Annotated in this window: 19 protein-coding genes; 12 read left to right on the top strand and 7 right to left on the bottom strand. The window is 66.8% G+C overall.

Annotation, left to right across the window (positions count from 1 at the left end):
- Positions 1-59: 59 nt before the first annotated feature.
- Positions 60-629, top strand: a complete 570-nt coding sequence (locus tag ASC78_RS27410; protein ID WP_157634412.1) for a hypothetical protein — start codon at positions 60-62, stop codon at positions 627-629.
- A gap of 196 nt (positions 630-825) precedes the next feature.
- On the opposite strand, the gene ASC78_RS07895 is transcribed toward ASC78_RS27410, so the two are convergent.
- From ASC78_RS07895 to ASC78_RS07885, 3 genes are all read right to left on the bottom strand, one after another.
- Positions 826-2,142, bottom strand: a complete 1,317-nt coding sequence (locus ASC78_RS07895; RefSeq protein WP_055798928.1) for a sulfatase family protein — start codon at positions 2,140-2,142, stop codon at positions 826-828.
- Between the two features lie 14 nt (positions 2,143-2,156).
- Complete coding sequence (locus ASC78_RS07890; protein ID WP_200934283.1) at positions 2,157-3,149, bottom strand: Bug family tripartite tricarboxylate transporter substrate binding protein; 993 nt, start codon at positions 3,147-3,149, stop codon at positions 2,157-2,159.
- Between the two features lie 62 nt (positions 3,150-3,211).
- Entirely contained in the window at positions 3,212-4,204 is a 993-nt protein-coding gene (locus ASC78_RS07885) for a Bug family tripartite tricarboxylate transporter substrate binding protein (RefSeq protein ID WP_055798924.1), read from the bottom strand.
- Between the two features lie 105 nt (positions 4,205-4,309).
- Between ASC78_RS07885 and ASC78_RS07880 the strand changes: the two genes are divergently transcribed.
- Positions 4,310-4,831, top strand: coding sequence for a MarR family winged helix-turn-helix transcriptional regulator (locus ASC78_RS07880; RefSeq protein WP_055798921.1), 522 nt, complete (start codon positions 4,310-4,312; stop codon positions 4,829-4,831).
- On the top strand, positions 4,828-6,066 hold the full coding sequence (locus ASC78_RS07875; protein WP_235505026.1) for a DUF418 domain-containing protein: 1,239 nt from the start codon (positions 4,828-4,830) through the stop codon (positions 6,064-6,066). The genes ASC78_RS07880 and ASC78_RS07875 overlap by 4 nt, the downstream gene beginning before the upstream one ends.
- On the opposite strand, the gene ASC78_RS07870 is transcribed toward ASC78_RS07875, so the two are convergent.
- Genes ASC78_RS07870 through ASC78_RS07860 form a run of 3 tightly spaced genes read right to left on the bottom strand, consistent with a single transcriptional unit; the run spans position 6,042 to position 10,437 of the window.
- Positions 6,042-7,136, bottom strand: a complete 1,095-nt coding sequence (locus tag ASC78_RS07870; RefSeq protein WP_055798918.1) for a mechanosensitive ion channel family protein — start codon at positions 7,134-7,136, stop codon at positions 6,042-6,044. The genes ASC78_RS07875 and ASC78_RS07870 overlap by 25 nt on opposite strands.
- Positions 7,133-9,379, bottom strand: coding sequence for an FUSC family protein (locus ASC78_RS07865; protein ID WP_055798915.1), 2,247 nt, complete (start codon positions 9,377-9,379; stop codon positions 7,133-7,135). The genes ASC78_RS07870 and ASC78_RS07865 overlap by 4 nt, the downstream gene beginning before the upstream one ends.
- Complete coding sequence (locus ASC78_RS07860) at positions 9,379-10,437, bottom strand: inositol monophosphatase family protein (protein WP_055798911.1); 1,059 nt, start codon at positions 10,435-10,437, stop codon at positions 9,379-9,381. The genes ASC78_RS07865 and ASC78_RS07860 overlap by 1 nt, the downstream gene beginning before the upstream one ends.
- A 119-nt stretch (positions 10,438-10,556) precedes the next feature.
- Here ASC78_RS07860 and ASC78_RS07855 point away from each other — a divergent pair, with 119 nt between their 5' ends.
- Both ASC78_RS07855 and cysE read left to right on the top strand, forming a co-directional pair.
- Complete coding sequence (locus ASC78_RS07855) at positions 10,557-11,315, top strand: RNA methyltransferase (RefSeq protein WP_055798908.1); 759 nt, start codon at positions 10,557-10,559, stop codon at positions 11,313-11,315.
- Between the two features lie 20 nt (positions 11,316-11,335).
- The gene (cysE, locus tag ASC78_RS07850; protein ID WP_268810386.1) at positions 11,336-12,127 is read left to right on the top strand and encodes a serine O-acetyltransferase; all 792 of its coding nucleotides are present in this window, start codon (positions 11,336-11,338) and stop codon (positions 12,125-12,127) included.
- A gap of 9 nt (positions 12,128-12,136) precedes the next feature.
- Here cysE and cadR read toward each other — a convergent pair whose 3' ends face one another.
- Complete coding sequence (gene cadR / locus ASC78_RS07845) at positions 12,137-12,607, bottom strand: Cd(II)/Pb(II)-responsive transcriptional regulator (RefSeq protein WP_055798902.1); 471 nt, start codon at positions 12,605-12,607, stop codon at positions 12,137-12,139.
- A gap of 73 nt (positions 12,608-12,680) precedes the next feature.
- Here cadR and ASC78_RS07840 point away from each other — a divergent pair, with 73 nt between their 5' ends.
- From ASC78_RS07840 to ASC78_RS07810, 7 genes are all read left to right on the top strand, one after another.
- Entirely contained in the window at positions 12,681-14,951 is a 2,271-nt protein-coding gene (locus ASC78_RS07840) for a heavy metal translocating P-type ATPase (RefSeq protein WP_055798899.1), read from the top strand.
- A gap of 108 nt (positions 14,952-15,059) precedes the next feature.
- Positions 15,060-16,340, top strand: a complete 1,281-nt coding sequence (locus tag ASC78_RS07835; RefSeq protein ID WP_055798896.1) for a cation:proton antiporter — start codon at positions 15,060-15,062, stop codon at positions 16,338-16,340.
- Between the two features lie 116 nt (positions 16,341-16,456).
- Positions 16,457-16,831, top strand: a complete 375-nt coding sequence (czcI, locus tag ASC78_RS07830) for a cation efflux protein, CzcI family (RefSeq protein WP_055798893.1) — start codon at positions 16,457-16,459, stop codon at positions 16,829-16,831.
- A gap of 95 nt (positions 16,832-16,926) precedes the next feature.
- Entirely contained in the window at positions 16,927-18,249 is a 1,323-nt protein-coding gene (locus ASC78_RS07825; RefSeq protein WP_055798889.1) for a TolC family protein, read from the top strand.
- A gap of 20 nt (positions 18,250-18,269) precedes the next feature.
- Complete coding sequence (locus ASC78_RS07820) at positions 18,270-19,655, top strand: efflux RND transporter periplasmic adaptor subunit (protein WP_055798885.1); 1,386 nt, start codon at positions 18,270-18,272, stop codon at positions 19,653-19,655.
- A gap of 9 nt (positions 19,656-19,664) precedes the next feature.
- A complete protein-coding gene (locus ASC78_RS07815; protein WP_055798882.1) occupies positions 19,665-22,817 on the top strand; it encodes a CusA/CzcA family heavy metal efflux RND transporter in 3,153 nt (1,050 codons plus the stop codon).
- A gap of 102 nt (positions 22,818-22,919) precedes the next feature.
- Complete coding sequence (locus tag ASC78_RS07810) at positions 22,920-23,672, top strand: SDR family oxidoreductase (RefSeq protein WP_055798879.1); 753 nt, start codon at positions 22,920-22,922, stop codon at positions 23,670-23,672.

The following is a 23,672-nucleotide window of genomic DNA, read 5'->3' as shown; positions in this document are numbered from 1 at the left end:
AAACCTTCGGCCCAGTATCGGACGCTCGTCCGCCGCCTTCAGAGAACCCGGAATCGCATATGAACGCACGAAACAACCAGTTCAAATCGACCAACAGACTCCTTCCCTCGGTGCTTCTCACGGCACCGCTTGTGCTGCTAGGTTGTGCAACTCCCTATCAAGAACCTACCGGAAAAGCGGTTGCATCGATCGAGTTTGTCGACGATGCACCAGGACCAATGTCGGTGCATCTGCATGGCGATTCGAAGGAGTGTACGGATCGAGTGAATCCGGGTTTGGTCCAGCCGAAATCGTCTCGCAAGCTAAAGGTTCAAGCCGGTCAAAGCCTCGTGTTCACAACGGGCATTGACGCTCCAGGTAGCTTAGTGCTGTTTGCAATGGGGGCCGTTGGTGCGCTGGCTGGACCAGCGTTCATCAAAGGGTGCTCGGCAACCTTAGAGTTCATACCGGAAGAGGATCGCGCGTACATTTTCACCATGAGATACATCGATGGTGGCTGTGGATATCGGCTCGTGGAAGCGTCGTCTCCGAATTCTTTCTCGGGTCCAGCAGTTCCCGTTAAGTTCGAGGTGCGCAAGTGGATTCGGGCTATGACTGAAGCGGGACCATTCTGCGAGAAAAAGCTGTAGGCAGCTCTTTAATGACTCGGCTCGTAATCGATTGACGAGTTTTTGAGTACGCGAACCTTTGCTTACGACCCGGTCGCATGCGACTGTTGTCACCTTAACCCGCGTGTCCGCCCTAACCAGCTACTCGACGAGGCTCCTTCAATCGATTACTTCGGGTGGGGCATTCACGGCGCGCGAGCCCACCCCATTGCACCCCCTACCTCTGCGGCATATCCTTCACCGAATACCCCAAACTAACCGTCGCATCCTCCGGAATCCCAGGCATCGTCGCATTCCACGCCGCCCAATCCGCCCGCATCGCGGCCAACCTCTCCGGCTCTTTCTTCCCCAGATTCGCCCGCTCGCGCTCATCGGCCGGAATGTTGAACAGGTACTCGTTCCCATCCACCTTCAGGTACTTCCAGTCCCCATCGCGCATGGCTTCTTGCCCGCGATGGTTCATGCGCCAGTGCAGCGGGCGGCGGAAGCTGTGCTTTGCATCCTTCAGCACGGGCATGAGCGACACGCCGTCCAGCGGGTAGGCCGCATCGGCCTGCACGCCGGCCGCTTCAAGCATGGTGGCGGACCAGTCCATGGTCATGCACAGCTGCTTGCTCTCGCCGCCCTTGGCAATCACGGCGGGCCAGTGCGCGATCCATGGCACGCGGATGCCGCCTTCGGTCAAATCCATCTTGCCGCCGACCAGCGGCCAGTTGTCCGAAAAGCGCTCGCCGCCGTTGTCGCTGGTAAACACCACCAGCGTGTTGTCGGCCATGCCGTGCTTTTGCAGCGCGGCCATGATCCAGCCGATGCCTTCGTCCATGTGATGGATCATCCGGCGGTACACGTGAATATTGCCGCCGGCCAGGTCGAAGAGGTTGTCCTTCACGGTCGGTGCCTTCTCGGCGTCGTCGCGGGTTTCCCACGGCCAGTGGGGGGCGGTGTAGTGCAGGCTGAGGAAGAAGGGGGCTTCCTGCTTTGACATGCGCTCCACGTAGTCGACTGCGCGTTTGGAGAGGATGTCGGTGAGGTAGCCCTCTTCCTTCTTGTCCTCTTCGCCAAACCACAGGTCGTGGCCGCCGGTGGAGTCGCAGTGGGTAAAGTAGTCGACGCCGCCCGACATGGGCCCGAAGAATTCGTCGTACCCCGAGCGCAATGGCCCGAAGCTGGGCGGATAGCCCAGGTGCCATTTGCCGATGAGCGCAGTCTGGTAGCCGCTGGCCTTCAGTAGTGATGGCAGGGTGGGGTGGTCGGTCGGCAGGCCGAGCGTCGTGCTGCCGCGGCTGCTGCTCCTGATGGGCTCCTCGGCCGCGCCGCGCAGGCGGTATTGGTAGCGCGCGGTGATCATCGCAAAGCGCGTGGGCGAACACACGGGCGAGTTCGAGTAGCCCTGCGTGAGCTTCAAACCGTTGGCGGCCAGGCCGTCGAGCACGGGCGACACGGGGCCGAAGGCGGCATCGCGGCCGCCGTAGCAACCCAGGTCGGCATAGCCGAGGTCGTCGGCCACGATGAAGATGATGTTGGGTCTGGTCATGTGTCTGAAAAGGTTCAGGGCTGGTAGCCGGACTTCTGGACGACGGGGGCCCACTGCGCGCGGTAGGCCTTGAGCATGGCCGCGGTCTGCGCCTGCGTGCTCACCACTGGCGTCATGCCGGCGTCCTTGAACTTGCGTTGCGTGTCCGGGTCTTGCATGACTTCGCGGATCAGGTTGGACAGGCGTTCGACCTTCTCCTTGGGCATGCTGGCCGGCGCGAAGAAGGTGTTCCAGCCGGTGGCGGCCAAGTCGAGGCCGGCTTCCTTGAAGGTCGGAATATTCGGCGCAAACGGCGAGCGCTTGGCGCCGGAGATTGCAAGGATGCGGAGCTTGCCCGCGTTGTGCTGCGGCAGCACCACGTCTTCGGTGTCGATGGAAATCGGCACCTGGCCGCCGATCAGGTCGTTCAGCAGCGGGGCCGAGCCGCGGTAGCCGATGATTTGCGTCTGCACCTTGGCCTTCTCGCCCACCATGAGGCCGAAGAAGTGCGGCAGGCTGCCGGTGGCGGGCACGCCCACGTTGGCCTGGTTCGGATTGGCGCGCATCCACGCCAGCAAGTGGTTCAGTTCGCGCACCGGCAGCGCGGGCGAGACCGACAGCGCAAAGTCGTAGGCGTTGACGTGCGACACGGGGACGAAGTCGCGCTCCGGGTCGTAGTTGTTGTCCTTGAAGACCAGCGGCGCTACCACCATCACGGCGGGGTTGGCGAGCATCAGCACGTTCTGGCTGGCTGGCGTGGTTTTGACCTGCTGAGCCGCCAGGCGGCCACCGGCGCCGGGCTTGTTCTCGACGATGACCGGAACGCCCAGCCGCGCGCCGAGCTTGTCGCCGACGATGCGCGCTACGCGATCGGTGGCGCCGCCAGGCGCATAGCCGACAACGACGTGCAGCGGGCTGTCGAGTGCCTGCGCAGCCGCGCTGGTGGCCATGGTGGCGATGGATGCCATGAAGCCGGCTGCGGCAAGCAGCGTGGCCAGGCGGCGGGTGATGGGGGTGTTGTTCAGCATGATGGGGTTCCTCCTCGTTCGGTCATTCGTCGATTCATTCATTCAGTCGTCGGTTCGTTCACTCAATCGTTGGCCTGAAAATTCACGGCCTTCATGATGCCCGCCCAGCGCGCGGTGTCCTCGCGCATGGTTTTCAGCAATGCCTCGCTGTTGTCGCCAACGGGGTACATCCCGTTCTGCAGCAACTGCTGACGCACCTCGCGCGTGTTGACCGCGCGGGTGAACTCGGCACGCAGCTTGTCGATGACGGGCTGCGGCGTCTTCAACGGCGCGTAGTAGGCAAACCACGCGGTGGCGACCACGTCCTTGTAGCCGCTCTCCGCAAAGCTGGGAAGGTTGGGCATCAGCGGAGAACGCTTTTCGCCGCTGGTCGCCAGCACTTTCACGCGCCCCGAAGGCAGCAGTTGCTGCGCGCCGCCGATGGTGTCGAAATAAACCGGCACCGAGCCGCCCATCACGTCTTGCCGCGCCGGCGTGGAGCCGCGGTAGGGCACATGAACCATCTTGAGGCCGGCGGCGCGGTTGAGCATTTCGCCCAGAAAGTGCGAAGGCGTTCCTGCGCCGTAGGAGGCAAAGCTCAGCTTGTCGCCCTGCGCCTTGGCCCAGGCGATGAATTCAGCCAGCGTGTTGGCGGGCACGTCCTTGTGGACGACCAGCGCCAGCTCGAAACGCGCAGCGTTGATGATCGGCACGAAGTCCTTGATCGGGTCGTAGGAAAGCTGGCGGTAGGCGCTCGGGAACATGGTCATCATGCTGGCGGTGCCCAGCAGCAGCGTGCGCCCGTCGGGCGGCGCCGTCTTGACCGCTTCCACTGCAATGCGGCCTGCCGCACCCGAGCGGTTGTCGACGATGAGCGGGCCCAGCGTGTCCCGCACCTGCTCGGCAATGGCGCGCGTCAGCACGTCCTGCGTGCCGCCGGCGGGCACGCCGATGAGCACCTTGATCGGCTGGCCCGGCGTGAAACCCTGGGCTCGCGCGGGGAGGGCGAGCGGCGCCAGGGCGAGCCCGCCCAGTGCGGCGAGCGCGCGGCGGCGGTCGATGTTGGATGTGGGCATGGGCGGTGTCTCCGGGTACTGGTCGTGCAAGCGTTCGATCCCGAACGACTGTAGAGACGCTACAGTCGATTGATCTAATCAACCATCCCCCGGACTAACCCCCAAATGACCGCGCCGCGCCGCCCTTTGGACGACCTGCTGCTGTACCGGCTGTCGCGGCTGGTCGGGGTCGCGGGCGGCATGGTGATCCGGCTGTGCGAGGGGCGCTTCGGCATCACGCGGCGCGAATGGCGGCTGATTGCGGTGCTGGCAAGCCGGGGCGAGCTGGGCTCCTCCCAGCTGGCCGAGCACGCGCAGCTTGACCGCGCCCGCACCTCGAAGGCGGTCGGCTCGCTGGTGCAAAAGCAGCTGGTCTCACGCGTGGCCCGCGCGGGCGACCGCCGCCAGGTGTTGCTGGACCTCACCGAGGCGGGGCATGCGCTGTATGAAGAGCTTTTTCCGCTGGTCACCCAGATCAACGCCGAGCTGATGGGTGCTCTTGGCAAGCAAGACGCGGCGCACTTGGATGAATTCTTGCATCGGCTGCAGGCGCGGGCTGACCGCATGGTGCAGGAGGCCGTGCTGCCCAAGGCGGATCGCGGGCGACGCGGCGCAGGGCCAACTCCCAAACCTGGAAAGCCCGCATGACGACGCAACTCTCCGCGCTGGACCCCAGCCCATCGAACGAGCGCCAGCAGATGGTCGACGCACTGCGCGGCTTCGCGCTGCTCGGCATCCTGGTGGTCAATATCGCGAGCTTTGCCTCGACCTACTACGGACTGGGCATTCCCGATCCGCTCAACATCTCTCTGGCCGACCGCAGCGCATCGTTCGTGCGCGCCTTTTTGTTCGAGACCAAGTTCTACCTGCTGTTCTCATTCCTCTTCGGCTACAGCTTCACGCTGCAGATGCGGGCGGCGGAGCGCGATGGCAAACCTTTCGTGCCGCGCATGGTGCGGCGGCATGTCGCGCTGTTTGTACTCGGCGTGGCGCATGCCGTGCTGCTTTATTTCGGCGACATCCTCATGGCGTATGCGGTGCTGGGCGCGGTGCTGCTGATGCTGCGACGGCGCGGTGATGTGCTTCTGGCGTGCGCGGCCATCGGGCTGGTGTTGCTCACCTCGCTGCTGTGGGCCGGCGTTGGGCGCATGTATTCGCAACTCGACATGCAGATGGCCGTGCAGGCAGCCTACGGCGACGCGGCCGCGGCACTGGCGGCGTACCGCGCCACGCCTCTGTCGGTGGTCGTGCAGCATGTACGCGATCTTTCGCAGACCTGGTGGGTCACGGTGCTGGTGCAGGCGCCGGAGGCTCTGGCCATGTTCTTCCTGGGCTTCATCGCCGGCAAGCGCGGGCTCCTTGCACACGTCGATGCGCATCGCGCCTTGTTGTGGCGGGTGTTGTGGTGGGGGCTGGCCATCGGTTTGCCGGGTGCGCTGGCCTATGCGCTTCCAACCCTTCGTCCGGACGCGGTGCGCGAGCTCCAGGGTGTCGCGGTCACCCTGCTCACGGCACCGTTCCTGGCTGCTGCGCATGCGGCCGGCATGCTGCTCGTGTTCCAGACCCGAAGCGGCCGCGTGTTGGCGCGGGCGCTCGCGCCGGCGGGTCGCATGGCGCTGACAAACTACCTGCTGCAATCGGCGGTGTGCGCGTGGATCTTTCTCGCCTTTGGCTTGCGGTTGATCGGAGTTCTCGGACCGCTGGCCACGTTCGGTGTTGCGCTGGCGATCTTCGCGGGCAACCTGTTGCTCAGCGCCTGGTGGATGGGCCGCTTTGCCTATGGTCCGGTGGAGTGGCTGCTGCGGGCGTTCACCTACATGCAGCTGCCGCCGCTGCGGCGCAGCCGCCAAGCCGCAGGTCAGCGCGGCGGCGCGGCGTCCTGAGCCAGCGAAGGGGCTGCCGATGCGGGCTGCATCGCGTCGCCCTCGATGCGCATCTTCGGCAGAAACTGCGGATACTCCCGCTGCATGAAGTCGATGAGCCCCTCGCGCACCTTGCAGCGCAGGTCGAAGGCAAGGCTCGAATTGCCCGCGGTGCACAGCACGCGGATCTGCATGGTGCGCTCGGTGGCGTCGGTCACCTGCAGGTTGAAAAAGCGGCCGTCCCATTCGGGTGCGCCCTTCACGATGCGTTCCACCTCTGCACGCAGCGGCGCCACCGGCATGCCGTAGTCGACATAGACGAAGACCGCGCCCAGCAACTGCGAAGACTTGCGCGTCCAGTTCTGGAACGGCTTCTCGATGAAATAGCTGAGCGGCAAAATCAGCCGCCGGTCGTCCCAGATTCTCACAACCACGAAGGTGCCGGTGATCTCCTCGACGCGGCCCCATTCGCCCTCGACCACGAGCACGTCGTCCATTCGGATGGGCTGGGCCAATGCAATCTGCAGTCCGGCAATCAGGTTGCTGAACACCGGCTTGGCCGCCAAGCCCGCCACGATGCCGATCACGCCCGCCGAGGCCAGCAGGCTGGCGCCGACCTGGCGTGCGCCCGGAAAGGTCATGAGCATCATCGCGCCGCCGGCCACCAGCACCATCGTGATGGCGGTGCGCGCCAGCACGCGCGTCTGCGTGAGCACGCGGCGCGCATGCAGGTTGTCTTCGATGTCGTGCGGGTGCTGCGCCAGCACGCCGTCGGCAAAACCGTTGATGGCCTTGACCAGGAGCCAGGTGGTGGCGCCGATCAGCAGCAGCCCGTTGAAATGCCGAACGCTGCCGATGAAGCGCAGGTTGTCGGGCGCGGCCTGAAACACCAGCAGCAGCGCCACCAGCGGCAGCACCAGCCGCGCCATCGCCTTGCAGTTGACCACCATCGCATGCAGCGCGGGCGTCGGGCGCGTGACCCGCATCAACACGAGGCCGCCCACGCGGTGGATCAACAGGGCGAGCGGAACGCCGACAAAGGCTGCGAGCCAGGTGCCGAACCAGGGGTGGGCAAGGATCTCTTCAGTCATTGGGCGGTGGCGGTCGCGGTGGTCTGTGTTGTCTCGTTCAGGGGTTGAAGAATGCGCGCCGCGTCGTCGCGCAGCTGCGTGGCAAGCGCCGTGGCCAGGTCGAGCCGGCGCAGCAGCCAGGGGCTCACGTCGTTGTCGAACGGGTCGGGCAGGGGGATGGGGCCGCCCACGGTGGTGGAGCCGGGGCTTTCGGGCAGCGAGGGACCGGTGGTTGGGGCGGTGCCGATGGCGGCGTCGATGCGCTGCACCGTGCGCTCCAGCGGTCCTTCGATGTCTGCGGGTGTGAGCCGGTCGCGCCGCAGCACCAGCATCGACTTGACCGCGCTCAGCTGCGCCAGCAACTGGTAGCTGTGCGCCTGCAGGTGCTCGAGCGGTTCGAGCGGCGGCTGCACCGCGCGCGGCTCGGACAGCGAGCGCTGCGTGGCCTGCACCAGCGCCGAGAGGCTGTCGTAGGCCTCGCGTCGTGCCAGCCGCCATTCGAGTTCGGGGCTGCTGTCGACGGCCTTCAATTGGCCCAGGCCCAGCGCCAGGCGTGCATGCCGCGCCTGCGCGGTGAGCGTGCGCGCCACCAGCGCCGGAATCTGGCCGCGCTCCCACGAGGGCAGCACATAGCAAAAGCCCCAGGCCAGGGCGGCGCCTATCAGCGTGTCGGCAATGCGTTCGAACAGCGCGAAGATGGGTGCGGTGCCGGTGTTGAGCATGTGCGCCTGCACCAGGCCGAGCACGGTGGCAGCCACCGCGGTGATCAGGTAGCGCCGCACCGCAAAGCTGTGGGCGATGGCCTGCGACACCGTGACGATGGCCAGCAGCATCAGGGGCGAGGGATGCGCGGAGAGCAGGCCCACCGCGAGCACGCTGCCCAGCAAGGTGCCGGCCACGCGGCTGTTGCGCCGCTCCAGCGTTTGCGAGAGGCTGCCGCGCAGCACCACCACGATGGTCAGCAGAATCCAGTAGTCGTGCGATCCCCAGGGCAGCGACACCGCAATGGCGTAACCGGCCGCAATGGCCAGCGCCGCGCGAATGGCGTGGCGCAGCGGCGGTGCGTCCCAGCGCCACAGCGTGAGAAAGGGCCGCAGCGACCAATCGGTGGGGCTCACGAACATCTGCCAGTTGGCGCGCACTACCGCAAGGTTGGGCTCGGCGTCGCCGCGCGCCATGGCCGACAGGCGCAGCACCTCGTCGTTGATGTGGCCGATGCGGCTCGCAAGGCCGCGCGCGAGCATGGCGGCATTCGGGCCGGGCAGGCCATGGCCCGCGCCATCGTCCTCGCCGGAAAGATGGATCGACGCGAGCCGCGGCCGCCGGTCGGCCACTGCTTCGGGCTGGCGGCCCATCAGCAGCGCATCGCCGAGCGCGGTGGTTTCGTCGGCCAGTTCTTCGAGCACGCGGCGCATTTCGATCAGAGCCTCGGCATGCGCGGGATGGCTCTTGAGCGCATCCAGGTCGAGCTCACTCGCGAGCAGCTGGTCGCGCATCTCGAGCACAATCACCAGCATGGCCGCCAGCCGCTGCCGGCGTGGCGTGCGCGGCGACTCCAGCACGATGTCGCGCGTGGCCTGCAGCTGGTCGGCCAGCGCGGCCTGTTCGCGCAACAGCTGGCCCAGCAATGGCGCGGGGGTTTCGCGGATGTCGCTGGTGTCGTCGAGCGGGGTGAACTGGCCGGCCTCGGTGCGCATCAGCGCGGCCAGCGAATAAAGAACGTCCGAGACCGACTGCACCCGAAAGCGCGTGTTGAGCGCATGGTTGGCCAGCGTGGCCCAGATCACGTAGAGCCCCGCGCCCAGGCCGAAGTGCCAGGTGCGTTCGAGCGCCTCGGCCATGCCGCTGGGCGTGGGCGTGGCCATCGAGAAGATCATCGAGAACATCACCGCGATGGCAATGGGGATGCCCCGCTTGCCCCACGCCATGGCCAGGAAGGCAATGAAGGTGGCGGGCACCAGAACCAGGCCGAGGCGGATGGGCGCGGCGTGCAGCAGTTGCACTAAAAAGAACAGTGGCAGCCCGATCAGCGGTGCCGGCAGCATCTGAAAGAACTTGCCGCGGCGCGGGCCGGGCAGGTCTGGTGGGGCCGTGACGATCACGCCCACCGCGGCCGACGCCGCCGCAATGGCGCCGAGCCACAGGTGCGCGCCGGCCGAGATGACCAGCAAGCCAAGCGCAACGCTGAAGCCGTTGGCGACGTACTGGCTCAGCGCAACACGCAGCGCGGCACGAAACCGGAGGGCGGCACCGGGCCCCTGCATCACTTGGCGGAAGCGTCGCCTTCGGAGGGGCTGCCGTCGGCAGGCGCGTCGCGGCGAATGCGCGTGAGCTTGCGCGACACCGGTGCCGCTGCGGCAGCCGGCGCGGGCGCCTCGCCGTCGAGCGGCGCGGCGGTCAGCTCGGTGACGGTGCTGCGGGCGTACAGGTCGACCGATTCGTCGGCACCAGGCCGCGCGGCGGCCGATACGGCGCGCACGCGGTCGCTGGCGCGCATCTTGTCGTCGATGCCGGCAAACTTGGAGTACTTGGCGAGCAGCGGCACCATCTGGCCGTAAATGCGCGGCGCGCCGGCCAGGCATTCGCGCTGTTCAAGAAAGTCGGGCTCGCCCGTGAAGTTGCCGATCAGGCCGCCGGCCTCGGTCACCAGCAGCGAACCCGCGGCCACGTCCCAGGGGTTGAGGCCGGTTTCGAAGAAGGCGTCGGTAAAGCCGGCGGCCACGTAGGCCAGGTCGAGCGCTGCCGCGCCGGGGCGGCGCAGGCCGGCCATGCGGGGCATCATGTCGGCCATGATGGCCAGGTACTGCTTGAAGTTGTCGCCACTGCGGAACGGAAAGCCGGTGGATACCAGGCATTCGCTGAGCCGGGTGCGTTTGGAAACGCGGATTCGGCGCTCGTTCATGAAGGCGCCGCGGCCCTTGGTGGCTGTGAAGAGGTCGTTGCGGCTCGGGTCGTAGATGACCGCTTGCTCGATCTTGCCGCGCACCGACAGAGCGATGGACACGCAGTAGACCGGAAAGCCGTGGATGAAATTGGTGGTGCCGTCGAGCGGATCGATGATCCAGACGTAGTCCGAATCCTTGGCGCCATGCTGGGCGCCCGATTCTTCGGCCAGGATGCCGTGCCCCGGATACGCGCCAAGCAGCGTTTCGATGATGACCTGCTCGCTGGCGTGATCGACTTCGGTGACGAAGTCGTTGACCTGCTTTTGCGAGATGCGCACGGCCTCGACGTCGAGGGCGGCGCGGTTGATGATCGCGCCGGCGGCGCGTGCGGCCTTGACGGCCACATTGAGCATGGGATGCAGGTTGGGGGACGACATTGGATTGTGAGAAGAACGGCGGAAGGAGCGGCTGGCGCCCCGATGAGCGGCCCGGCGATGCGGGCGGCGAGAATCGGACATTTTACCGGCTCCGCCCGTTTTGTGTCTCCAAACCCTCCATGCGCACCCGATTTATCCTGATCCAGACCAGCCATGCCGGCAATGTGGGCGCCGCCGCCCGCGCCATGAAGACCATGGGTTTCGACGACCTGGTGCTGGTGGCGCCACGGTGGGCCAACGTGCTGCGGCGGGAAGAAACCATCCAGCGCGCGAGCGGTGCGCTGGACGTTCTGAACAACGCCCGCATCGTTGAAACGCTGGACGAGGCGCTCGACGGCGTGACCCACCTGTGCGCCACCGCCATGATCCCGCGCGACTTCGGCCCGCCCACGCGCACCCCGCGCGAGCACCTGGAGCCGCTCGTGAAGCAGGGCGACCAGCATGTGGCCTTTCTGTTCGGCTCGGAGCGTTTCGGCATGCGCAACGAAGACGTCTACCGCTGCAACGTGGCCCTGAGCATTCCCACGGATCCGAAGTTCGGCTCCCTGAACCTCGGCGCCGCCATCCAGGTGGTTGCCTACGAATGGCGGCTGGCCCTGGGTGGCTACGAGGTGCGCGACGCCACCGCGCCCGTGCAGGCGGCCGATGCGAAGGCGGTGGCCGGCATGCTCGACCACTGGGAACGGTCGCTGGTGGACATCGGTTTTCTCGACCCGCAGGCGCCCAAGAAGCTGATGCCCCGGCTGCAGCAGCTTTTCAACCGCGCCCAGCCGACGCCGGAGGAAATTCACATCCTCCGCGGCATCGCCAAGGCCATGGCCGACGCCGCCCGCGAGCCTAAAACCCCATCGCCCGTACGCGAAGACCCTGCGCTTTAGACTGCCCGGCCCCTATCGATATAACGACAACAAAGGCAGCGATGTTTTCTCGAATGCGCGCCGACATCCGGTGCATCCTCGAACGCGACCCGGCCGCCCGCAGCGCCTGGGAAGTGATCACGGTCTATCCCGGCTTCCATGCCGTGGTGCTGCACCGCTGGGCGCACGCATGTTGGACGCACGGCTTCAAGTGGCCGGCACGCGCCATCGCGCACTGGGCCCGCTGGCTCACCGGCATCGAGATTCATCCCGCGGCCAAGCTCGGTGAGCGGGTGTTCTTCGACCATGCCATGGGCGTGGTGGTCGGCGAAACCGCCGAGATCGGCGACGGCTGCACCATCTACCAGGGCGTGACGCTCGGCGGCACCTCGCTCTACAAGGGCACCAAGCGCCATCCGACGCTGGGGCGCAACGTGGTGGTGAGCGCGGGGGCCAAGGTGCTGGGCGGGTTCGTCGTTGGCGATGGCGCCAAGATCGGCAGCAACGCGGTGGTCATCAAGCCGGTGCCGGCAGGGGCGACCGCGGTGGGCATTCCCGCGCGCATCATCCCGTCGAAGGCCGGCGAGAGCGCCGATGTGGCCGCTCCGCAGAAGTTCTCCGCCTACGGCATCACGCAGGACGACGACCCGCTGAGCCAGGCCATGCGCGGCCTCGTCGACAGTGCCGCGAGCCAGGAGCACCAGATCGCCCTGCTGTGGCAGGCCATCGAGAAGCTGTCTGCGCATCCCGGTACCAAGGACTGCGTGCCCTGCGATGCGGCGCTTGACGAGAGCTTCGAGGCGGAGAAGCTCACGCAGCTCATCGGCAAGTAGCGGGGCCTTTCAGGGCGATCGTTTGGTGGCCGCATGCAGCGAGCCATGCACATGGCCTGCGTGCTGTCCGAAGGGTTCGGTCGCCGGCGCGGCAGTGTCGAGCTCTTGCAGGATGCCGCAGTTCTGCGCCGATTGAGGGGCGCCGCATTGCTGGCGCAGGGCCTTCAGCTGCTTCTCCAGAGTTTTGAGCTCGGAAATGCGCGCAGCCACGTGGCCGATGTGGTCGTCCAGCAGCTGGTTGACCTCGCCGCAGTCTTCGCCGGGCGCATCGCGAAAGCGCAGCAGGCTGCGGATTTCATCGAGCGTCATGTCCAGCGAACGGCAGCGGCGGATAAAGCCCAGCCGCTGCGCATGCTCGTCGTCATAGATGCGGTAGTTGCCTTCGGTGCGCGCCGGCTCGGGCAGCAGCTGCTCGCGCTCGTAGTACCGGATGGTTTCGACCGGCGTGTTCGCGACCTTGGCCAGTTCTCCGATTTTCATGATGCGGCAAGAAGGGGAGTGGAGGAATCTATCGTTTGACTCTACACCTGCTTCAGGGTTTCCAATCGGCTTCATGACGAACCAGAACGCTCTGAAATCGGTGGCGCCGCATGCGCATGCTCATTCGCATGCACCGGCCGAAACGGCCTGCTGCGGCAGCTCCGCATGTGGATCGGCGGCAGTGGTTGCCGCCGTCGATACCGCAGACATCCCGAAGGGCGCCTTGCTCTTCCGTATTCCCACCATGGATTGCGCCGTCGAAGAGTCCGAGATCCGCCGCGCGCTGGAGCCTGTCGGCGGCATCAGCGGGCTGCGCTTTCGGCTCGGCGAACGGACGATGGCGATCACTGCCGATGACGCAGCCTTGCCCGACGCGCTCGAGGCCATCCGCAAGGCGGGGTTCAAGCCTGAGGCGCTGAACGACGTGGCCGGTGCGCCGCCCGTTCCCGGCACGGCGCGCACCACCGGCCTCATGACGCCGGAGCTCTTGCGGTTGGTGGCCGCGCTGGTGCTGGCGATCGCGGCCGAGACGATTTCATTTCTCGCCCCGGAGGGCATCGCGTTCACGGCGGTGGAGATGGGGGTGGCGCTCGCAGCCATCGCGCTGGCCGGGCTCGACACCTACAAGAAGGGCTTTGCCGCATTGGTGCGCTGGCGCCTCAACATCAACGCCCTGATGGCGGTGGCGGTCACGGGCGCCTTCGTCATCGGCCAATGGCCCGAGGCCGCGATGGTGATGGCGCTCTATGCCATTGCGGAAATGATCGAGGCGCGTGCCGTCGACCGCGCCCGCAATGCCATCCAGGGCCTTTTGGCGCTGGCGCCTGAACTGGCCGAGGTCAGGCAGCCCGACGGAAGCTGGAAGACGGCAAAGGCAGACGCTGTGGCGCTCGGCGCCCTCGTGCGCATTCGCCCCGGCGAGCGCGTGTCGATGGACGGCGTGGTGACGGAGGGCATGAGCGCCATCGACCAGGCGCCGGTCACGGGCGAGAGCATTCCGGTCGACAAGTCGGTGGGCGATGCGGTGTTTGCAGGCACCATCAACCAGACGGGTGCGCTGGAATTCCGCGTCACGGCCGTGGCTGCAAACACCACGTTGGCTCGCATCATCCATGCGGTCGAAGAAGCGCAAGGCACGCGCGCCCCCACGCAGCGCTTCGTCGACCGGTTCGCGGCTGTCTATACGCCCGCGGTCTTCGTGCTGGCAATCGCAGTGGCGGTGCTCACGCCCTGGCTCATGGGCTGGACCTGGATGGAGGCCGTCTACAAGGCGCTGGTGCTGCTGGTCATCGCTTGCCCCTGCGCGCTGGTGATCTCGACACCCGTCACGGTGGTGAGTGCGCTGGCCTCGGCCGCGCGGCGCGGCATCCTGATCAAGGGCGGCACCTACCTCGAAGAGGCGCGCAAGCTCAAGGCGCTGGCGCTCGACAAGACGGGCACCATCACCGAAGGCAAGCCGAAGCTGGTCGAAGCGAGCCTGCTCGACAGGGCGGCGGACGAGGGCGAGATCTTCGCCATTGCCGCGAGCATCGCTGGTCGCTCCGACCACCCGGTGTCCAAGGCCATTGCCGCGGGGTTGGTAAAGCACGAGCCCCGGCCGATCGTCGACTTCACGGCCTTGCCGGGACGCGGCGTGCAGGCCACGTATGGAGGCCGCAGCTATGTGCTGGGCAACCATCGCCTCGTCGAGGAACAAAAGCTGTGCAGCCCCGCGCTCGAAGCCGAGCTGAAGCGGCATGAGGAGGCTGGGCGCACCGTCACCTTGCTGGCCTCCGGCCATGCGGTGCTGGCGCTGTTCGCGGTGGCCGACACCATCAAGCCGTCTTCGCAGGCGGCCATGGCCGAACTGCGCGCGCTGGGCGTCACGCCCGTGATGCTCACCGGCGACAACGCCGCCACGGCCAGGGCCATCGGCGTTCATGCGGGCATCGACGACGTGCGCGGCAACCTGATGCCCGAGGAGAAGCTCGATGCCATCAAGGCGCTGCAGCAGCGCTACGGCATGGCCGGCATGGCGGGCGACGGCATCAACGACGCGCCGGCGATCGCGCAGGCCGACATCGGCTTTGCGATGGGCGGCGCGGGTACCGACACGGCCATGGAAGCGGCCGACGTGATCATCATGAACGACGACCTGCGGCGCATTCCCGAAACAATCCGCCTCTCGCGCCGCGCACATTCGGTGCTGTGGCAGAACATCACGCTGGCGCTCGGCATCAAGGCCGTGTTCTTCGTGCTCGCGGTGTTTGGCGGCGCAACGATGTGGATGGCGGTGTTTGCGGACATGGGGGCGAGCCTGCTGGTGGTGGCAAACGGGCTGCGGCTGATGCGCGCGTCCAGGTGAGTTGCCGGGGGGCAAGCGCCTCGCGCTGAACCAGTGGGCCAACCGTTGGCTCGGCGACACGGCTTCGAACTAACATCGGCTGCCTCGCCTTCCGACTCCAGCCCCCCGATGTCCGTCACCTCCCTCCTGTTGCAACTCGTCGTCATCCTGACCACCGCGCGCCTCTGCGGCTGGGTGCTTCGCTACCTTGGCCAGCCAGGGGTGGTGGGTGAAATGGCGGCGGGCCTCATGCTCGGGCCGGCGGTCATGGGCGCGCTCTTTCCCTCGCTGCACGCGCAGCTGTTCGCCAAGGAATCGCTGCAGGGCCTTTCTTCGCTGTCGACGGTGGGGCTGGTGCTGTTCATGTTCGTGGTGGGCCTGGAGCTGCGGGCCACGCGGAACATGCGGGCGCAGCTCAAGGCGGCGGGCGCGGTGGGCGTGCTCAGCGTGATCGTGCCCCTGGCGCTGGGCATTGCGATCTCGCCTGCGCTGTACCCCACGCTCGCGCCGGCCGGTGTCGCTTTCTGGCCCTTTGCGCTTTTCATGGCGGCGGCGCTTTCCATCACGGCTTTTCCCGTCATGGCGCGCATCCTCAAGGACCGCGGGATGACGCGCACGGCTTTCGGCCAGCTCTCGCTCAGTGCCGCGGCCGTGGTCGACGTGTTCGCCTGGATCCTGCTGGCCTTCGTGGTGGCGCTGGTTGGCGCGGGCGAGGGCTACGAGAGCCTCATCAAGATCACCGTCGGCGTGGTCGTGATGCTCGCCTTCCTTTTCTTCGGCCTTAAGCCCGCCTTTGCCTGGCTGCTGCGCGTGAAGGCGCCCGACGGCGAGCCTTCGACCACGGTGATGGCCTCGCTCATGATTGGCCTATTGCTCACCGCGCTGCTGACCGAATGGCTGCACCTGCACGCGGTGTTCGGCGCCTTCCTGTTCGGCGCCTGCCTGCCGCGCGACGACCGTCTGCTGCGCTCGCTGAGCGAACGCATCGAGCCGATTTCCATCGTCGTGCTGATGCCGCTGTTCTTTGCGCTTGCGGGGCTGGGCACCACGGCGAATGCCTTCTCCGGTGCGAGCCTGGGTGCGATGCTGCTGATCGTGGGCGTGGCCACCGTCGGCAAGATTGCCGGCGGCGCGGCCGGAGCGCGCATCGCAGGCTACAGCTGGCGCGACAGCCTGGCCACCGGTTCGCTGATGAACGCGCGCGGGCTCATGGAGCTGATCGTGATCAAGATCGGGTTTGACGTGGGACTGATCGGCCCCGAGCTGTTCACCATGCTGCTGGTGATGGCCCTGGCCACCACCGCGATGACGGGGCCGCTGATGACGCTGTGCATCGGCCGCAAGGCGCTGCATGCCGGCGACGCTGGGGGCAAGCCTGAGGCAGAGCCGGAGGCGCCGGCCAAGCCCTGACACCGGTTCGTCGCCTGGTCCGGGCACGCGTTCGATGAAAAGAATTCGCATCGCCTGCGAACTGCAAGGGCATTGCAGACCAGCGGCTCCATGTCGCCGATATACTTTTTTGGACCATGCGCCGCTGGCTTCTGATCTTCTTGCTGCTTTTGCTTCCGTTCCAGTTCAGCTGGGCGGCGTCGGCGGCCTATTGCCAGCATGAACGCGATGTGCAACCGGGCCACTGGGGGCATCACGAGCACGAGCCGAGCAGCAGTGCCAGCGATTCGCGCATGACCGATGACGCGCAGAAGAGCCCCGGCACCCAGCCCAACGCCGTGCTGGGCGATTGCGCCGTCTGCCACCTGGGCCACGCGCAACACCTGCCGACCATGGCCGATCGCGTGCAGGCGCCGCCAATGGCGCAGCCCCTGCGCGCCACGCGCGCGGATCATTTCATCTCGCACATCTCCGAAGTGCCCGTGCCTCCTGCGTGGCCTCTCGCCCTTTGATTCGGCGAGAGAACAACCCATTTTCCTGATACCCATCATCAGCTGAGCTCTCGCCGAATTCCCCCGCCCGTTGTTTTGCAACCCAGGAGAATTCGATGCGCACGCTCTTCGTGCCGCTGGCCGTCATGGCCTTGGCGGTGTCCCCGGCATTTTCACAATCCACTGCCGGTTCCAATCCTTCGTCGCTCGGGCACGCTGCCCCGGAAGCGCCAGAGCCCGCAGGCCCGCTGGACCTGCGCAGTGCGCTCGCGCTGGCACGGCAGTTCAACCCCGGGCTCTCGTCCGCCGCGCGCGAGCGGGAAGCCACCGATGCTGCCGTGGTGCAGGCCGGTGCCTGGCCCAACCCGGTGTTCGGCGCGCAGGTGGAAGACCTGCGGCGCGGCAACCGCACCACCACGCTGCAGCTGAGCCAGCCCATCGAGCTGGGCGGCAAGCGCGCGGCCCGCGTGACGGCGGCCGAGCGCGCCCGCGACCAGGCCGCATCGGCGCTGCTTGCGCGGCGTTCCGAGCTGCGCGCATCGACGATCACGCTGTTCTTCGAAGTGCTGGCCGCGCAGGAGCGCTTGCGACTGGCGCAAGACTCGGTCGGACTTGCAGGGGTGGCAACCCGCGCGGCCGCCAACCGGGTGGCGGCGGGCAAGGTTGCGCCGCTCGAAGAGAGCCGGGCGCGCGTGGCGGAGGCGGGCATTCGCGTCGAGCTGCTGCAGGCCGAGGGCGCCTTGCGCTCTTCGCGCCGGCAACTCGCATCGCTCTGGGGCAATGCGAATCCTCGCTTCACGCACGCGGACGGCGCGATCGACTTGCTGCCCGCAGCGACTGCGGACGCCGTGCAGCATCGGCTTTCCGAGGCACCGGTGCTGCGCCAGGCGCGGCTCGAGGTCGAGCGGCGCCAGGCGCTCTCGGCACTGGAGCAGGCCCGGCGCGTGCCCGACATCACCGTGTCGCTGGGCGCGAAGCGCGTGCCGGCCGATGAAGGCATGGGCAGCGGCAGCGGCCGCAACCAGGTCGTGGTAGGCGTGTCGGTGCCGCTGCCGATCTTCGACACCAACCGCGGGAACGTCGCCGAAGCGCTGAGCCGTGAAGAGAAGGCGCGCGACGACCTTCTGGCGGCCGAACTTCAACTGCGTGCCGACGTGGCGCAGGCCACCGAACGCCTGCGGTCGGCGCGCGCCACCGCAGAGACTCTCCAGCGCCACGCGCTGCCCGGCGCCGAAGCCGCCTACAAGGCAGCAGCCCGCGGTTTCGAGCTTGGAAAGTTCAGCTTTCTCGAAGCGCTCGATGCGCAGCGCACGCTGTTCCAGGTGCGCAACCAGTACCTGCTCGCCCTGGCCGATGCACATCGCGCGGCGGGCGAGCTCGACCGGCTGCTGGGCACTGAAGGCGACGAACCCCTGCGCGCGACGGCCGTTGCGCGCTGACTTCAGGAATTCACAAGATCATGAACACAGAAGAACGCAACACGCTCGCCGAGCGCATCGGCAAGAAGCAGTGGATGGCCATCGCGGTTGTTCTGGTGATGGGCCTTGGCGCGGGCGCGCTGATTTTGCGCACCGCGCCGGCCAAGCCCGAGGCGGCCGGCCATTCGGAAGCCGGCGGGCATGCCGATGGCGAGCATCACGAAGAAGGAAAGACCGAAGGCAAGGACCATGGCCACGACCACGGTCATGCCGATGCGAAAGGCCACGCCGACAAGGAGCATCACGGCGAGGAGCACGCGGAGAAGCACGCGGAAGAGCACGCGGAGAAAAGCACATCTGGCGAGGCAAAGGGCGAGCCGAAGGCCCACAAGGAAGACGAAGAAAAGATCGCCTTCACTGACGAGCAGATCAAGGCCGCCGGCCTGGCCATCGGGAGCGCCGGCCCTGCGCGCATCAAGTCGTCTCTGCAGCTGCCGGGCGAGATCAAGTTCAACGAAGATCGCACGGCCCACGTGGTGCCGCGCGTCGCAGGCGTGGTCGACAGCGTATCGGCCAACCTCGGGCAAGAGGTGAAGCGCGGCCAGGTGCTGGCCGTGCTCTCCAGCCCGATGCTCTCGGAGCAGCGCAGCGAACTTCAATCCGCGCAGCGCCGGCTGGAATTGGCCCGCACCACCTACCAGCGCGAGAAGAAACTCTGGGAAGAAAAGATCTCGGCCCAGCAAGACTATCTGCAGGCCGAGCAGGCCATGCAGGAGGCGCAGATTGCCGTGGCCAACGCGAACCAGAAGCTGCTGGCGCTGGGCGCCACGCCGGGCTCGCCGGCCCTTGGCCGCTACGAACTGCGCGCGCCCTTCGACGGCATGGTGGTCGAGAAGCACATCTCGCTCGGCGAAGCGGTGAAGGAAGACGCCAGCGTCTTCACCATTTCCGATCTCTCCATCGTGTGGGCCGAGATCAGCGTGGCCGCGAACAACCTGAACCTGGTGCGCATCGGCGAGCCGGTGACCATCCGCTCGACCGCGTTCGACCAGACGGCCAGCGGCACTGTGTCTTACGTGGGCTCGCTCATCGGCGCCCAGACGCGCACGGCCACGGCACGCGTGACGGTGACGAATCCGCAGCGTGTCTGGCGGCCGGGCCTGTTCGTGAACGTGGAGCTCGTTTCGTCCGAAGCGGATGCTCCCGTGACGGTAGCGGCCGACGCGGTGCAGACGGTGGAGGAAAAGCCCACCGTCTTCCTCAAGGTGCCCGGCGGCTTCGTGCCGCAGCATGTGCAGACAGGCCGCAGCGACGGCCGGCGCATCGAAGTCTTGAGCGGCCTGAAGCCCGGCACGGCCCATGCCGCGAGCGGCAGCTTCGTCGTCAAGTCGCAGCAGGGCAAGAGCTCTGCCACGCACACCCACTGAGGACGCCGCATGTTCGAACGAGTCATCCGGTTTTCCATCGAACAGCGCTGGCTGGTCTTGCTGGTCGTGCTAGGCATGGCCGCGCTCGGTGTCTTCAGCTACCAGAAGCTGCCCATCGACGCGGTGCCTGACATCACCAACGTGCAGGTGCAGATCAACACCGCCGCGCCCGGCTATTCGCCGCTCGAGGCCGAACAGCGCGTGACCTATCCCATCGAGACGGTGATGGCCGGCCTGCCGGGCCTGCAGCAGACGCGCTCGCTCTCGCGCTACGGCCTCTCGCAGGTGACGGTGATCTTCGAGGACGGTACCGACATTTACTTTGCGCGGCAACTGGTGAACGAGCGCATCCAGTCGGCGCGCGAGAGCATGCCGGGCGGCATCTCGCCGGTGATAGGGCCGATATCGACGGGCCTCGGCGAGATCTATCTCTGGACCGTGGAAGCGGAAGAGGGCGCGAAGAAGGCGGACGGCAAGCCCTACACGCCCACCGACCTGCGCGAGATCCAGGACTGGATCATCAAGCCGCAGTTGCGCAACGTGAAGGGCGTGACCGAGATCAACTCCATCGGCGGCTACGCCAAGGAGTTCCAGATCGCGCCCGACCCCGCCAAGCTGCTCGCGCATGGCCTCACGATGACCGACCTGGTCACCGCGCTGGAGCGCAACAACGCCAACGTGGGCGCGGGCTACATCGAGAAGCGCGGCGAGCAGTACCTCATCCGTGCGCCGGGGCAGGTGAAGTCGGTGGAAGACATCGGCAACGTGATCCTGGGCAACGTGGGGGGCGTGCCGCTGCGCGTGCAGGACGTGGCCGAGGTCGGCATCGGCCAGGAGCTGCGCACCGGCGCGGCCACCGACAACGGCCGCGAGGTGGTGCTGGGCACGGTGTTCATGCTCATCGGCGAGAACAGCCGCACCGTCTCGCAGGCGGTCGACAAGAAGATGCAGGAGATCAACCGCACGCTGCCCGCGGGCGTGAAGGCCGTGACGGTGTACGACCGCACGGTGCTGGTCGACAAGGCCATCGCCACGGTGAAGAAGAACCTCTTCGAGGGCGCGGTGCTGGTCATTGCGGTGCTGTTCCTGTTTCTCGGCAACATGCGCGCGGCGCTGATCACCGCACTGGTCATTCCGCTGTCGATGCTCTTCACCTTCACCGGCATGGTGAACCAGAAGGTCAGCGCCAACCTCATGAGCCTGGGCGCGCTGGACTTCGGCATCATCATCGACGGGGCGGTGGTGATCGTGGAGAACTGCGTGCGAAGGCTCGCCCATGCGCAGGCAAGGCACGGGCGGCCGCTCACGCGCAGCGAGCGTTTCCACGAAGTGTTCGCTGCCTCGCAGGAGGCGCGGCGCCCGCTGCTGTTCGGCCAGCTGATCATCATGATCGTGTACCTGCCGATCTTTGCGCTCACGGGTGTGGAGGGCAAGCTGTTCCACCCGATGGCCTTCACCGTGGTGATTGCGCTGCTGGGCGCGATGATCCTGTCGATCACCTTCATTCCGGCGGCCGTGGCGCTGTTCATCGGCAACAAGGTGAGCGAGAAAGAAAGCCGCCTGATGCAGTGGGCCAGGCGCGGCTACGAGCCGCTGCTGGCGCGCGTGATGACGGCCAAGCCGCTGGTCATTACCACGGCGGTGGTGGCGGTGCTGCTCTCGGGCCTGCTGGCCACGCGGTTGGGTACGGAGTTTGTGCCAAGCCTGGGCGAGGGCGACTTTGCCGTTCAGGCGCTGCGCATTCCGGGCACCAGCCTCACGCAATCGGTCGAGATGCAAAAGCAGATCGAACGCTCGCTGAAAGAAAAGTTTCCGGAGATCGAGCGCGTGTTCGCGCGCACCGGCACGGCCGAGATCGCATCCGACCCGATGCCGCCGAACATCTCGGATGGCTACGTCATGCTCAAGCCCGAGAGCGAGTGGCCCGCGCCCCAAGGTGCATCTCGCCGCACGCGCGCCGAGTTGCTCGCGGCGGTGCAGGAAGAGGTCGAGAAGCTGCCGGGCAACAACTACGAGTTCTCGCAGCCGATCCAGCTGCGCTTCAACGAACTGATCTCGGGCGTGCGCAGCGATGTGGCCGTGAAGATCTTCGGCGACGACATGGACGTGCTGAACAAGACGGCGGCCGAGGTGTCGAGAACGTTGAGCAAGATCTCCGGTGCCGCCGAAGTGAAGGTCGAGCAGACCACCGGCCTGCCGATGCTCACGGTGAACATCGACCGCGGCAAGACCGCGCGCTACGGCCTCAACGTGGGCGATGTGCAGGACGCCATCTCCATCGCAGTGGGCGGGCGTGAGGCGGGCACGCTGTTCGACGGCGACCGGCGCTTCGACATCCTCGTGCGCCTGCCCGAGAACTTGCGCACCGATCTGGAGGCGATCAAGCGCCTGCCCGTGGCATTGCCAAAGAGCATTGGCGCGGAGGCGCAGCGCACCAGCTTCATACCGCTGGGCGAAGTGGCCACGCTGGAGCTTGCACCCGGCCCCAACCAGGTCAGCCGCGAGAACGGCAAGCGCCGCATCGTGGTGAGCGCCAATGTGCGCGGCCGCGACCTCGGCTCCTTCGTGGCCGAGGCCGAAGAAGCGATGCGCAAGGTGAGCATTCCACCCGGCTACTGGACCGCGTGGGGCGGCCAGTACGAGAACCTGGCTTCGGCCACCGAGCGGTTGCAGGTGGTGGTGCCGGTGTCGCTGCTCCTGGTGTTCACGCTGCTATTCGCGATGTTCGGCAACCTGAAGGACGGCCTCCTGGTGTTCACCGGCATCCCTTTTGCGCTCACCGGCGGCATCGTGGCGCTGTGGCTGCGCGGCATTCCGCTGTCGATCTCGGCGGCGGTGGGCTTCATCGCACTTTCAGGCGTGGCGGTGCTCAACGGGCTGGTGATGATCTCGTTCATCCGCAACCTGCGCGAGGGCGGGCTGCCGCTCGACGCGGCGATCCGCGAAGGCGCGATCACCCGGCTGCGGCCGGTGCTGATGACCGCCTTGGTCGCTTCGCTGGGCTTTGTGCCGATGGCCATTGCCACGGGCACCGGCGCCGAGGTGCAGCGCCCGCTGGCGACAGTGGTGATCGGCGGCATCCTTTCCTCGACCGCGCTGACGCTGCTGGTGCTGCCGCTGCTCTATCGCATTGCCCATCGGAGGGACGTCGATTCCAAGTAGTTTTTCGGTCCTGGTGTCACAAACTATCCCCACCGGACGTCTTGCTTGAAAGGACGTCCAAAGGGGGCGTTCTCTGGACTGCCTTTTCACAAGGAATCAACCATGAAGATCATCATCATCGGAGGCTCCGGCCTCATCGGCTCCAAGCTCGCCGCACGGCTGCGCCACACCGGCCACGAAGTCGTTGCCGCCTCGCCTTCCACGGGCGTCAACACGCTCACGGGTGAAGGGCTGAAGGAGGCCCTGGCGGGCGCACAGGTGGTCGTCGACGTGGCGAACTCGCCGTCGTTCGAGGACGAGGCCGTGCTGCGCTTCTTCGAGACCTCGGGCCGCAACCTGCTCGCGGCCGAGGCCGAAGCCGGCGTGGCCCACCACATCGCGCTCTCGGTCGTCGGCACCGACCGGCTGCTGGCCAGCGGCTATTTCCGCGCCAAGCAGGCCCAGGAAGACCTGATCGAGGCCTCGCCCGTGCCCTACACGATCGTGCAGGCGACGCAGTTCTTCGAGTTCCTGGGCGGCATCGCCAACGCGGGGGGCGCGGGCAGCGAAATTCGCCTGTCGCACGCACTGGTGCAGCCGATTGCGGCGGAGGACGTGGCCGCGGCGCTGGCCGAGATCGTGAACGAGCCGCCGTCAGGCAGCAGGGTGGAGATCGCCGGGCCGGAGGCCGTGCCACTCGACGACCTGGTGCGCCGTTTTCTCGCTGCAACGGGCGATGCCCGGCAAGTGGTCACCGATGCCAACGCGGATTACTTCGGGGTGCGCCTCGACGACCGCTCGCTCACGCCGGCTGCCGGCGCGCGCCTGGCGCCGACCGGCTTCGAGGCCTGGGTCCGGCAGCGCCCGAAGGCCTGA

This window comes from Variovorax sp. Root318D1 (genome assembly GCF_001424835.1).
In the GTDB taxonomy this organism is placed as follows: domain Bacteria; phylum Pseudomonadota; class Gammaproteobacteria; order Burkholderiales; family Burkholderiaceae_C; genus Variovorax.
Note: the sequence above shows the minus strand (reverse complement) of the source record. Positions and strands in the feature narration are given on the sequence as shown.